At 66.2% G+C, this 11,304-nt stretch carries 13 protein-coding genes and 1 pseudogene; 6 read left to right on the plus strand and 8 right to left on the minus strand.

Translation table 11 applies throughout. The annotated features are described in order from the left end of the window. Positions 1–293: PepSY domain-containing protein (locus GSQ79_RS13360; RefSeq protein ID WP_174243212.1), on the plus strand; the 293-nt coding region annotated here is incomplete at its 5' end. 108 nt (positions 294–401) lie between these two features. Here GSQ79_RS13360 and GSQ79_RS13365 read toward each other — a convergent pair. The 4 genes from GSQ79_RS13365 to GSQ79_RS13380 all read right to left on the minus strand — a co-directional run bounded on the left by GSQ79_RS13365 (position 402) and on the right by GSQ79_RS13380 (position 3,294). Further along, complete coding sequence (locus GSQ79_RS13365) at positions 402–1,709, minus strand: 3-deoxy-D-manno-octulosonic acid transferase (RefSeq protein ID WP_158809200.1); 1,308 nt, start codon at positions 1,707–1,709, stop codon at positions 402–404. Between the two features lie 24 nt (positions 1,710–1,733). Then, positions 1,734–1,961 (minus strand): DUF4170 domain-containing protein, encoded by a 228-nt coding sequence (locus GSQ79_RS13370; protein WP_158809201.1) that lies wholly within the window; start codon positions 1,959–1,961, stop codon positions 1,734–1,736. A gap of 26 nt (positions 1,962–1,987) precedes the next feature. Then, on the minus strand, positions 1,988–2,800 hold the full coding sequence (locus GSQ79_RS13375) for a 3'(2'),5'-bisphosphate nucleotidase CysQ (RefSeq protein ID WP_246725318.1): 813 nt from the start codon (positions 2,798–2,800) through the stop codon (positions 1,988–1,990). A gap of 86 nt (positions 2,801–2,886) precedes the next feature. Further along, entirely contained in the window at positions 2,887–3,294 is a 408-nt protein-coding gene (locus GSQ79_RS13380) for a heme-binding protein (protein ID WP_158809203.1), read from the minus strand. A gap of 256 nt (positions 3,295–3,550) precedes the next feature. Here GSQ79_RS13380 and GSQ79_RS13385 point away from each other — a divergent pair, with 256 nt between their 5' ends. Next, positions 3,551–4,012: a hypothetical protein gene (locus GSQ79_RS13385; protein WP_158809204.1), complete on the plus strand. Its 462-nt coding sequence runs from the start codon at positions 3,551–3,553 to the stop codon at positions 4,010–4,012. Here GSQ79_RS13385 and GSQ79_RS13390 read toward each other — a convergent pair. Beyond that, positions 4,009–4,755, minus strand: a complete 747-nt coding sequence (locus tag GSQ79_RS13390; protein ID WP_158809205.1) for an SOS response-associated peptidase — start codon at positions 4,753–4,755, stop codon at positions 4,009–4,011. The genes GSQ79_RS13385 and GSQ79_RS13390 overlap by 4 nt on opposite strands. A 174-nt stretch (positions 4,756–4,929) precedes the next feature. On the opposite strand from GSQ79_RS13390, the gene GSQ79_RS13395 reads away from it, so the two are divergent. Beyond that, entirely contained in the window at positions 4,930–5,490 is a 561-nt protein-coding gene (locus GSQ79_RS13395) for a hypothetical protein (RefSeq protein ID WP_158809206.1), read from the plus strand. Between the two features lie 77 nt (positions 5,491–5,567). Continuing rightward, complete coding sequence (locus GSQ79_RS13400) at positions 5,568–6,533, plus strand: L-threonylcarbamoyladenylate synthase (protein WP_158809207.1); 966 nt, start codon at positions 5,568–5,570, stop codon at positions 6,531–6,533. A 25-nt stretch (positions 6,534–6,558) separates the two neighbouring features. Here the strand turns inward: GSQ79_RS13400 and GSQ79_RS13405 are convergent, their stop codons facing one another. Further along, the gene (locus tag GSQ79_RS13405; RefSeq protein WP_158809208.1) at positions 6,559–8,223 is read right to left on the minus strand and encodes an alpha-amylase family protein; all 1,665 of its coding nucleotides are present in this window, start codon (positions 8,221–8,223) and stop codon (positions 6,559–6,561) included. Between the two features lie 79 nt (positions 8,224–8,302). On the opposite strand from GSQ79_RS13405, the gene GSQ79_RS13410 reads away from it, so the two are divergent. Next, positions 8,303–9,919, plus strand: a complete 1,617-nt coding sequence (locus tag GSQ79_RS13410; RefSeq protein ID WP_246725319.1) for an alpha-amylase family glycosyl hydrolase — start codon at positions 8,303–8,305, stop codon at positions 9,917–9,919. Between the two features lie 29 nt (positions 9,920–9,948). Here GSQ79_RS13410 and GSQ79_RS13415 read toward each other — a convergent pair whose 3' ends face one another. Together GSQ79_RS13415 and GSQ79_RS29545 are read right to left on the minus strand one after the other, a co-directional pair. Next, positions 9,949–10,410 (minus strand): MarR family winged helix-turn-helix transcriptional regulator, encoded by a 462-nt coding sequence (locus tag GSQ79_RS13415; protein WP_158809209.1) that lies wholly within the window; start codon positions 10,408–10,410, stop codon positions 9,949–9,951. A gap of 166 nt (positions 10,411–10,576) precedes the next feature. Next, positions 10,577–10,816 carry a hypothetical protein gene (locus tag GSQ79_RS29545; protein ID WP_246725320.1) on the minus strand — a complete coding sequence of 80 codons (240 nt, stop codon included), beginning with the start codon at positions 10,814–10,816 and terminating at the stop codon, positions 10,577–10,579. On the opposite strand from GSQ79_RS29545, the pseudogene GSQ79_RS13420 reads away from it, so the two are divergent. Then, positions 10,715–11,304, plus strand: a pseudogene (locus GSQ79_RS13420) (hypothetical protein); the annotation flags it as partial. The gene GSQ79_RS29545 and the pseudogene GSQ79_RS13420 sit on opposite strands and share 102 nt — an antisense overlap.

Consider the following 11,304-nt stretch of genomic DNA (forward strand, 5'->3'; position numbering starts at 1 on the left):
ACGACCAGGCCTATGACGAGTACCTCGTGGCGGCCGACGGCGGCCAGATCTTGAAGACCGAAAAGTACGCGGACAAACCGATCGGCCAGTCTCTCACCGGCACGTGGCTTTCGCTTCATGAGGGCGCCTATTTCGGGCTGACCGGCCGGATCGTCATGGTTTTGTCGACAGCGACGCTGCCTTTGTTCCCCGTAACCGGCTGGCTGCTTTATCTTGACCGGCGCAAGAAGCGGCGCATGCGCACCAGCCGGCAGGCGGCCGATCGTGTGGGTTCAATCGAAGCCGGCCTTTGATCGGAGGCGGTCCGAACGCCACTGTGATCGTTCGCAACCGTGTCGAAGGACGCTGCCGCGACGACCGCCGGCCTCGGCCAGGGTCTTCCGTTCCGATTGATTTCTGCCCTACCGCACCTTTCGCGTATCGAGTTCGATCTGGACGATGTGCGGCTCCAGCGCCTGCATGATCCGCGCGGTGGCGCCGGCGCGCTGGTCGATCGCCTGCGCGGCGTGGCGCTGCATCAGCCGCAGCTTTGCGCCGTCCTCGAAGAGTAGCGACAGGACCCGCACGAGAAGGTCGGCATCGTCGACGCGCGCCGCGCCTTCGGCGGCATCGAGCACGCCATAGATCGACTCGAACGCTTCGACATTGGGGCCGTGGAGGATCGCGCAGCCGAGTTTCGCCGCGTCGACCGGATTGCGGCCGCCGCCGGGATCGCTCAGCGAGCGGCCCAGGAACACGAGGCCCGCCGCGCGATAGCCCACGCCGAGCTCACGCAGGTCGTCGACGATATAGAGGCAGGGCAGATGCGCCGGCACGCCGCCGCGCGAATGCAGGGCGACCGACAGGACGCGCGCCGCGGCCCGCGCGGCGAGCGTCGGTCCGTGCGCAGCCTGACGCGGCACCAGAATCGTCACCAGATCGGTATAGCGTTCGAGAAGCTGCTCATGGACGCCAAGGATCAGGTCGTCCTCGTCGACATGCGTCAGCGCCGCCACCCAGACCGGCCGCGCGCCGATCCGCCCCGCGAGCGTGCTGACGGCCAGCGGATCCGCCGTGGGCGCCGGCGCATCGAGGACGGGGTCGCCCGCGACCTGAACGAAGCGCGTTCCGAGCGCGGCAAGCCGTTCGGCATCCGCCGTGCTTCGCGCCAGGCAGAGATCGATGCGCTGCATCAGCGACGCGGCGAGCGCCGGCACCCGGCACCAGCGCGCGAACGCGCGGTCGGACAGATGCGCATCGACCAGCACGAGCGGCAGCGCCCGCCGGTCGAGCGCGTCGAGAAGATTAGGCCAGAGGGTCGAGCCGGCCACCAGAACCAGATCCGGACGCCAGTGGTCGAGGAAGCGCGCGACGAAACGGGGAACGTCGAGCGGCATGTAATGGTGAAACGATCCCGCGGGCAGACGCGCCTTGACCGCCTTGGCCGCAGCGAGACTGCGTGTCGAGACCAGGACCTCGAAGCCGCGCAAAGTCAGCTGATCGAGCAAAGGCAGCAAGGCGATGGCGTCGGCGCTGGTTTCGCTTTGCAGCCAGGCGAGGCGTCCCTCGGGGCGCGGCCGGCTCGGCCATCCCATGCGTTCGCGGCAGCGGCCCCGCGCTTCGCGACTCTTGCGGCTGCGCCATTGGAGCACCGGCGGCAGGACGAAGCCCAGTCCCTTGCACGCGACCCAGTAGATCGGCAGAAGCAGCGCGCTCGTCGGGGATCGCATCGCACGCACGCCGCAGCGCGCCTTTTAGGACGCGGGGTCGAGGAGACGGTGAAGATGGGCGATGAAGTAGCGCATGTTGGCGTTGTCGACGCTCGACTGCGCCTTTTGCCGCCAGGCGGCATAGGCGGTGGCGTAGCTGGGGTAGAGGCCGACGACGTCGATCTCGGCGAGGTCGCGGAACTGCGTCGAATCGAGTTCCTCCAGCTCACCGCCGAAAACGAGGTGGAGCAGTTGTTTAGGGGGCTGGGTCATGTCTTGGTCTCGGATCTTTATGGATGTTAGCGCCGCGCCATGTTGGTGCGGGTGATGGCTTCGAGAAACGCGGGTTGCAGGCGACGCGCCGTCGCGGTGAGCACGCCGTGCCGCGTATCCATGCGATTATAGACCAGCGGCTGGCCGTCGATACCGGCAAGGATGCCGCCCGACTCCTGCAGGATGAGATCGGCGGCGGCAAGATCCCAGTCGTTGGAATCCTTCGTCGCGAAACAGCAATCGTAGCGGCAGGCCGCGACATTGGTGATGCGCAACGCCAGGGATGCGATCTTGGGCCGGAAATCGAGCTCGACGCCAGCCTTGCGCATCGCATCGGCCAGCGACATCGGGGCCGAGATCCGCATGTCCGGGCGCAATGCCGTCCTATCGCCGACGCGCAGGGCCACGTCGTTCAGCGTGGCGCCCTGGCCGAGGGCGGCGACATAGGTTTCCGCGATGACCGGGGCATGGACGATGCCGAGCACCGGCCGCCCGTGCTCGACCAGCGCCACGGCCACGCACCAGTTGCTGTCGCCCCGGGCAAAGCCGCGGGTGCCGTCGATCGGGTCGACGATGATGACCCGGGCGGCGCCAAGCCGCGCGGGGTTGTCGACGCTTTCCTCCGACAGCCACGCGGCATCCGGCCACAGCGCGCGCAGCTGCGTCTCGAGAAACGCGTTGACCGCGAAATCGGCCTCGGTGACCGGCGATCCGTCACCCTTCCAGGTCACCTTGGCGTCGGTCTGGTCGCCCGCCCTGAAGTAGCCGCGCCCGATCGCGCCGGCCTCGGCGACGATGGCCTGGAGGCGCGGAAGCGTGGCGAGGTCATTCGGAGTCACGGCCAATCGCAGGCGCCATTTCTGAAGGAGACCCAGGTGTCGTAGCGGGCGTTGCCGCCGTCATCAAGCCGCGCCGGGCGACGAGGCTACGCGGCGGCGAGCGCGTCGATCCCGGCCTTGGCGATCAGGCCGTCCTGCGACGACTGGACGCCCGACACGCCGATGGCGCCGACGAAGTGTCCTTCATGAATGATCGGCAGGCCGCCTTCGACGAAGGTCACGCCGAGCAGCGACAGCATCGCGACGCGACCGTCGGCGATCACTTTCTCCATCGCCACGGTCGGACGCTTGAACATGATCGCGGTTCGCGCCTTTTCCTGCGCCACGACGCAGGATGCTTTCTGCGTGCCGTCCATCCGCTCGAGGTAGACGAGGTGGCCGCCGTCATCGACGATGGCGATCACGACGGTCCAGCCGTTCTTTTCCGCTTCGGACCGCGCCGCAGCGGCGATGGTCTTGGCATCGATGATGGACAGGGCGAAGTGCGCGAGCATGACGGGACCCTAAGGCAAGGAAAAACCGGACCGGACGGCCCGGCCGCAATCTGCGGGGCGCGACCGGCGAGATCAAGCGCTGGTCGTCGGAATGCATCGAATTTTACCGGTTCCGGTGTCCTTGCGAAAAGCATGGCGGGGAAAAGCCGAGCATATTCCGCGATTTACGCGTGATTCACCGCTTCGCTTAGGAGATTTCGAGCCCGCGTCGGGGCATCGTCCCGCCAACGACCAGATCCTCGGAGACCAAGCGGCCATGACCGACCTCGCGCGACAGTCCTTCACCGTGACCCGCCATGCCTTCGACGCGCGCGCCGATCATCGCCGCCGCACCATCCACATGAGCATGACGCAGGTCTCGATCGAGCGCATCGTCGACGGCATCAAGATGTGCATCGCGGTGCCGGTGGCGAATTATGCGGCCGTGACGATCCGCGTGCGCGCGCCGAGCGGCTCGGCGACCCTCACTTTGTCCCACGGAAGCGACAGCGACCTCGACGTCGTGCTGGCCTCCGGCGACGGCAAGGAAGTCACTATAGCCGCCAAGGCGTGGGCGGCGGTTCTGGACAAGCCGGTCGTCGTCGAAGCCGGCGTGGTGATCCTGCCGGCACAGCCGCGCACCGCCGCCACCCCCGCGCGCCTTGTCCGCAAGTGCGGCAACCCCGCCCGCATGGCGCGACGCTTCGCCGGCGAGGACGAGATCATCGCGCGAAACTAGAACAGGCTCGGCTGCAGCGGCGGTTCGGGCTCCCGGCGCGGCACGACCGGCTGCGCCGCCAACGGCAACTGGACCGCCGGCCCATCGTTGGCCACCTTGTTCACGGCGTCGCCGATGGCGAAGAACGTCAGCACATCGTTGCCGGGCGGTCGCAGCAGCGCCGCCGCTTCATCGGCATAGGTCTCGTCCGTCTCCAGCCAAAGATCGAATTCTGCCGGTTCGATGATCGCCGGCAGGCGCGGATGGATCGCACTCGTCGCGCCGTTCGCGTCGGTGGTGATGATGCAGGCGGTATCGACCTCCTCGCCATTGGGGCCCGCCCACGTCTCCCATAGCCCGGCCAGCGCCAGCGGCGCACCGTCCGCTCTTTTGAAGAGGAAGGGCTGCGACACCGCGCCCTTGCCGCTGCCGAAGCGCTGCCACTCGTAGAAACAATCCGCGGGCATCAGGCAGCGCCGCCGGCGCAGCGCATTGCGGAAGCTCGGCTTCTCCCCAAGACCTTCGCTGCGCGCGTTAAAAATCAGGGCGAAGGTTTTGGGATCCTTAACGAAACCCGGCAGGAATGCCCAGCGTGCCAAGCTGAAATGGCGGGAGGCGACGCCGTTCTGCCGCACCGCGCGAACGATGGGAATCGGCTGGGTCGGCGCGATGTTGTAGCGCGGCGGAAAGTTCGGCTGCTCGGCATAGGCGAAAAGCTGACGCATCGCTTCCGGCGGCAACGTGATTGCGTATCGGCCGCACATCGGCTTGTTTCCTGTCGCGAGCGTCTGCCAGACCACCGGTCGGCCGGCGTGGGACCCGGTGAGCGTTCCCAAACGGAACACTCAAGTCGAAAGTTTGGCTTTTTGCCGGCAAACTAACTGAATCTTCACGCGGTCTGATCTAGAAGGTTAAGGTCAAAAAGGCTTGGGCGGGCGATGAGTTTTCTATCTGAGGACGAACGAGCGACTCTCAAGACATCGCAGCAGTTGGCCGCGACCTTGCGCGCGCAGCGTGCCAGCGCCCTGATCAACCCCGCCTCCGGCCTCGCCAACGACTACCTCAATCTGTTCAACGAAATCGTCATGCTCGTCGAGCAACTCCCCAACGTGCCGGAGCTGATCGAAGACATCATGGCATGGCGGCCGAAGAGCTACCTCGACTACTTCGAGTCCTCGACGCTGCCCGGCAGCGCCGCCGCGCTCGCCGCCTACAAGCAGCTCGACGCCCGATCGCGCCGCGACTTCGAAACCATCATCGATGATCTCGACCGCCGCGCGACCGGCTCCGTTGCCGCCGTGCGCCGCAAGTTCAAGGCGCAGCCCGACGACCAGGGCGAATCGCTGGCGATCATCTGCGAACGCGCGGGCGCCAACATCCGCGAAGCGCTCGACAAGGCGACGATGCTCGTCAACCACGGCACGGTCACCGGCACCGACGCCGTGCAGGAGCGCACCGACGACCTGATGGCCCGCGCCGCGACGCTCAACCACGGCTGAACAGCATTCGTTCGCGCGGCGGTTGACCGGGCGCGTCGCCAAGGCCACGTAGCGGCTTCCAGCGTTGGATCGAAGCTATGCTGTCTGCAAACCCGCCGGGCGCTCGTCACGGCGGCGTCACCCCCGACGATATTTTACGCGCCGCCGCATTGTTGCGGGCGGGAAAACTCGTCGCGTTTCCGACGGAGACGGTCTACGGCCTCGGCGCCGACGCGACGGCGCCCGAAGCGGTCGCCGGCATTTATGCCGCCAAGGGACGTCCGCAGTTCAATCCGCTGATCGCCCACGTCGCCTCACAGGCGGCGGCCGAGGCAGAAGGGATTTTTACCGGCGACGCCACGCGGCTCGCCGCGGCGTTCTGGCCGGGGCCCCTCACCTTGGTTTTGCCGCGTCACGCCAGCGGCACCGCCTGCGATCTCGCCTGCGCGGGCTTGCCGAGCGTCGGGCTGCGCGTGCCGTCTCACCCCGTCGCGCTGGCTTTGCTCGAGGCCGCGGGGCGGCCGATCGCGGCGCCCTCCGCCAATCGCTCCGGCCACATCAGCCCGACGGACGCCAGCCATGTGTCTGGGGATCTCGGCGACGCCGTCGACCTCATCCTCGACGGCGGGCCGTCGCAGGTCGGCGTCGAGTCGACGATTTTGGCCTGCCTGGATGGCGTGGTGACGCTGCTGCGGCCGGGCGGTCTTTCGGTAGCCGACATCGAGGCGCTGCTCGGTCGGCCTCTTGATAAGGCCGTCGCAGCCGGCATCCAGGCGCCCGGCATGCTGGCTTCGCATTACGCGCCCAACGCCGCGATGCGGCTCGACGCGACTTCCTTGAAGGCTGGCGAGATAGGGCTCGATTTTGCCGCGACGTTTGGCGATGGCAGCCTGGATCTCTCGCCAACGGGCGACACGCGCGAGGCTGCGGCCAACTTGTATCGCTATCTCCGCGCGCTCGATGCGCGGAACCCTGTGACGATCGCCGTGGCGCCGATCCCGCAAAGCGGCCTCGGCGCGGCGATCATCGACCGGTTGCAGCGCGCTGCGGCCCCGCGGGGCTAGTGCCGCAACTCATCAAACACGGCGGTCACACATCGCTGCGCCGCAAAATATAATCCAGCCCGCCGACGCGGAACCAGCGGTAGCCGTAAGGCTCCAGCAGGATGCAGTGCCGGCCCTTGGCGTCGGGCGGACTGTGGTCCTGGGACAGCAGGTTGACGAGCAGCACGCTTTCGCCGGCGCCGGCGCCGGACGGCAGCTGGATCTCCCGTGACGTTGCGCCGAAATTGTGGACCACAAGCACCGAATTGTTGCGCCAGTCGTAGCGCAGCGCCAGCACCTCCGGCGCCCCGGTCGGGACAACCGTAAAGTCGCCCCAGGCGATCTCCGGCAGCTCCTTGCGCATGCGGATGATGCGCTCCATCCAGTTCAGCAGCGACTGCGGGTCGCGGCGCTGGTCGGCGACGTTGACGTGCTTGTAGCCGTAGGCGCCGTCGGTGATCACCGGGGTGACCGGCGTGTCCGCGGCCGTGAAGCCGCCGTGCGGCTCGGTCGACCATTGCATCGGCGTGCGCGCGCAGGTGCGCTCCGGCAGGCTCAGGTCGTCGCCCATCGCGATCTCGTCGCCGTAGCGCAGCACCGGCGTGCCCGGCAGCGTCATCATCAGGCTGTAGGCCATTTCCAGTCGGCGGCGGTCGCCCTGCAGCATCGGCGCGAGCCGCCGTCGGATGCCGCGATCGTAAAGCTGCATGCTCTTGTCCGGCCCGAAGGCGTCGAACACGGTCTGCCGCTGCTTGGGCGTCAGCCGCCCGAGATCGAGTTCGTCGTGGTTGCGCAGGAACAGGCCCCATTGCGAGGTCGCCGGCCGCGGCTCGGTCTTCTCCAGCGCCTTGGTCAGCGGCCCCGTATCGCCCGAAGCCATCGCGTAGAACAGGTTCTGGTTGACCTGAAAGTTGAACATCATCTGCAGCCGTTCGCCGGCAACACCGAAATAGTCCATGTCGGTCTTCGGCAGGACGTTGGCTTCGCCCAGAATGATGGCGTCGCCGGTGCGCCACTGCAGGAACTCGCGGAACATCCGCAGCATGTCGTATTGCTCGGCCGGCGTGGTGACGTCGGCGCCCTTGGTGGCGATGACGAAGGGCACCGCGTCCATGCGGAAGCCGCTGACGCCGAGCTGCAGCCAGAACCCCATGATTTTGAGGATTTCGGCCTGGACGTGCGGGTTCGCCGTGTTGAGGTCGGGCTGGAACTCGTAGAAGCGGTGGAAGTAATATTCCTTGGCCACGGGATCGCGCGTCCAGGTCGATTTCTGCACGCCGGGGAACACCACGCCGGCATCGGCGTCGGCAGGCTTGGTCTTCGACCAGACGTACCAGTCGCGGAACGGCGACTTCGGGTCCTTCCGCGCCGCCTGGAACCAGGGATGCTGGTCGGAGGTATGGTTGACCACCAGATCGATGAGCACGCGCAGACCGCGCTGCTTGCAGCCATGGGTGAACTCGACGAAGTCCCCGAGCGTGCCGTAGCGCGGATCGACGCCGTAATAGTCGGCCACGTCGTAGCCGTCGTCGCGCCCCGGCGAGGTCTGGAACGGCATCAGCCAGATCGCGGTGACGCCGAGCCCCTGGATGTAGTCGAGCCGTCGCAGCAGGCCCTTAAAATCGCCGACGCCATCGCCGTTGGCATCCATGAAGGTGCCGACGGACAGACAATAGATGACGGCGTTCTTGTACCAGAGGTCGTCGATCACGGGCGGTCTCCAGGCATCAGGCCTTGACAGTGATGCCCGACATCTGGCCGGAGAGTCTATGCCGAAGGTGGGAGAGCCTATGACTCGCGACGACGGAATGCTGCAGAGCCGGACCGCAACGCCGTGGTGGCAGCGCGCCATCATCTACCAGGTCTATCCCCGCTCCTTCCAGGACAGCGACGGCGACGGGCTCGGCGACCTGAAAGGCATCGCGACGCGGCTCGATCATCTCGTCGGCCTCGGCGTCGATGCGGTGTGGCTGTCGCCGGTCTATCCCTCGCCGATGGCGGACTTCGGCTATGACGTCGCCGACTACTGCGGCATCGATCCGCGCTTCGGCACGCTCGCCGACTTCGATGCGCTGACGACCGCCATCCACGCCCGCGGCCTGAAGCTCATCCTCGATTTCGTGCCGAACCACAGCTCCGACCAGCATCCCTGGTTTCTCGAGAGCCGATCGTCGCGGACGAACCCGAAACGCGACTGGTACATCTGGCGCGATCCGGCACCGGGCGGCGGGCCGCCGAACAACTGGCTCAGCCATTTCGGCGGCGGCGCCTGGGAGTGGGACGCCCACACCGGGCAGTATTACCTGCACAGTTTTCTGGCCGCGCAGCCCGACCTCAACTGGCGCAATCCGGACCTGCGGACGGCGATGTACGACGTGTTGCATTTCTGGCTGGAGCGCGGCGTCGACGGGTTTCGCGTCGATGTCGTGTGGCTGCTGATCAAGGACGACCAGTTCCGCGACAACCCGCCGAACCCCGCCTATCGCGAAGGCCAGACCTCGCGCGACAAGCTGCTGTCGATCTACGATTCCGACCGGCCGGAGACGCAGGGCATCATCCAGGAGATGCGCGCGATCCTCGACAGCTTTGCCGGCGACCGCTTGCTGATCGGCGAGATCTATCTGCCCGTCGACCGGCTCGTCGCCTATTACGGCCGCGACCTCAAGGGCGCGCAGATGCCGTTCAATTTCCAGCTCATCAATGCGCCCTGGCACGCCGCGGGCATCGCGAAAATCATCGATGACTACGAGACCGCCCTGCCCGAAGGCGCCTGGCCGAACTGGGTGCTGAGCAACCACGACCAGTCGCGCATCGGCTCGCGGATCGGGCAAGCCCAGGCGCGCGTCGCCGCGACGCTGCTGCTGACGTTGCGCGGGACGCCGACGATCTATTATGGCGAGGAAATCGGCATGGTCGACGTGCCGATCCCGCCGGATAGGGTCCAGGACCCCGCGGAAAAGAACCAGCCCGGCCTCGGGCTCGGCCGCGACCCCGAGCGCACGCCGATGCCGTGGGATGCATCCGTGCAGGGCGGGTTTACGACGGGAACGCCGTGGCTGCCATTGGGGCCGGATCATGCGACCGTCAACGTGGCGGCACAGCGCGTCGATGCCGGATCGATCCTGGCGCTGTACAAGCGTCTGATCGCCCTGCGCCGCAGCCATCCCGCGCTGATCGACGGCGCGATCGCTCTCGTCAAAGCGCAGAGTGCCGTGCTGACCTACGAGCGGCGCCACGGCAGCGAACGGATCGCTGTCCTGCTGAACCTCGGCCACGATGAGCAGCGCGTGGCGATCGACGACGGCAGCGTCCTCCTGTCGACCCACCTCGATCGTGCGGACGAACGTGTCGCGGGCGAGGTCGTGCTGCACCCCGATGAAGCGCTGCTGATCCGGCTGTCGCGATAGCGCTTCTCTGAAAAGAGAGCGTCAGATCGTCATGCCGCGACGTTCGCTCGCTGCGGGGCCTCGGACGAGGCCATGGCGTCGAACACGGCGCGCAGCATCGACGCCTGTCCGCTGTCCTCGATCGTGTCGCACCGGGCTTGCGCGTCGCGCCACAACCTCTCGGCATGCCTGAGCTGGACCTCGCCTTTTTCAGTGATGCCGAGGTGTTTGACCGACGGATCGCTGCGGCTGGGTGCCATCTCGATAACGTCCGCATGCAGCAGAGGGCGCAAGATTTGCGACAAGGCCGCACGATCAAGTTCGGCAAGGTCTGCAAGCTCGGCGATCGACCGGCGGCCTAATTGTCGCATCCGTTGCAGGTGCGCGACCTGCGTCACGCCCAGCCCGCTTTGCGCCAGTATCGCATCGTAAAACGGGACAAGACGACAACAAATCTGCAGGTTGCCGAAGTTGTTGCATATGCTTATACTGCGCTTGCACGACTGATACACGAGCGTCTCCCCAGGAAATTCATACGTGCATTGCATCAACGCAAGTTGACCGCCGCGAGCAAGGCCTTCATCTTACGCCCAGAAAATGGCCTGTATCGGCCCTCCCGGCTTTGAAAATCGGCTACGCCGGCATTTTGCAAAACCGGCCACGCGGGCATTTGGAAGATCAGCCAAGCCGGTATTTTGATTCGCTTTGAGCAGGGCACGATTGAAGACGATTTTCACAACAGCGGATGTTCATCCACGCGACCGCTTCAGCTACTGGCGCGATGTCGCCTGCGAAAACATCGCGGATCATGACTCCGTGACGGATCGTCCTCAGGCCTTCCGCGCCGAAATCCAGTTGGGCGCCATCGCCGACGTCGATATCATCGTGTTCGAGAATTCCCAGATGGTCGTCGATCACACGGCCGCCCAGGCCGCGAGGGCCGACGACGGGAATCTTTTCATCTGTCGCCAGATCGATGGCAAGGCGACGGTGAGGCAGGAGGGGCGCTTGGCTCATCTCAGGCCGGGTAGCGTGACGCTGCTCGACCCGCGATTGCCCTATGACGGCAGCTTCGAAGACAATTCGCGCATGCTCATCATGAGCGTGTCGCGGCGCCTTCTGGAGGATCGTGTGGGGGCAACGACACACCACACGGCCTGTACCATCGACAACACCACGGGGTTGAACGGCATCGCATCGACGTTCATGGCCACGCTGCCCGCCTATGCCCAGGACCTGGACCCGACGGCCTCCCAGATCGTCCGGGATCAGATGCTCGACCTTTTCGCGCTCTCCCTCCCCCGCACGATGGATCGGCAACCGCGCATTTCCTCGGCGGCTTCGCTGACCTTGCTGCAGCTTCGGGCGGCCGTCGAGCGGCTGCTGACGAACCCCGCCGCCGACGC

Origin of the sequence: Beijerinckia sp. L45, assembly GCF_009765775.1 — a bacterium.
Lineage (GTDB): Bacteria > Pseudomonadota > Alphaproteobacteria > Rhizobiales > Beijerinckiaceae > RH-AL1.

Excerpts from the sequence above, each read along its gene's own strand:
- GSQ79_RS13365 (WP_158809200.1), bottom strand. The coding sequence starts at position 1,709 with ATGCGATCCCCGACGAGCGCGCTGCTTCTGCCGATCTACTGGGTCGCG.
- GSQ79_RS13370 (WP_158809201.1), bottom strand. The coding sequence starts at position 1,961 with ATGACCCAGCCCCCTAAACAACTGCTCCACCTCGTTTTCGGCGGTGAG.
- GSQ79_RS13380 (WP_158809203.1), bottom strand. The coding sequence starts at position 3,294 with ATGCTCGCGCACTTCGCCCTGTCCATCATCGATGCCAAGACCATCGCC.
- GSQ79_RS13385 (WP_158809204.1), top strand. The coding sequence starts at position 3,551 with ATGACCGACCTCGCGCGACAGTCCTTCACCGTGACCCGCCATGCCTTC.
- GSQ79_RS13390 (WP_158809205.1), bottom strand. The coding sequence starts at position 4,755 with ATGTGCGGCCGATACGCAATCACGTTGCCGCCGGAAGCGATGCGTCAG.
- GSQ79_RS13395 (WP_158809206.1), top strand. The coding sequence starts at position 4,930 with ATGAGTTTTCTATCTGAGGACGAACGAGCGACTCTCAAGACATCGCAG.
- GSQ79_RS13400 (WP_158809207.1), top strand. The coding sequence starts at position 5,568 with ATGCTGTCTGCAAACCCGCCGGGCGCTCGTCACGGCGGCGTCACCCCC.
- GSQ79_RS13410 (WP_246725319.1), top strand. The coding sequence starts at position 8,303 with ATGACTCGCGACGACGGAATGCTGCAGAGCCGGACCGCAACGCCGTGG.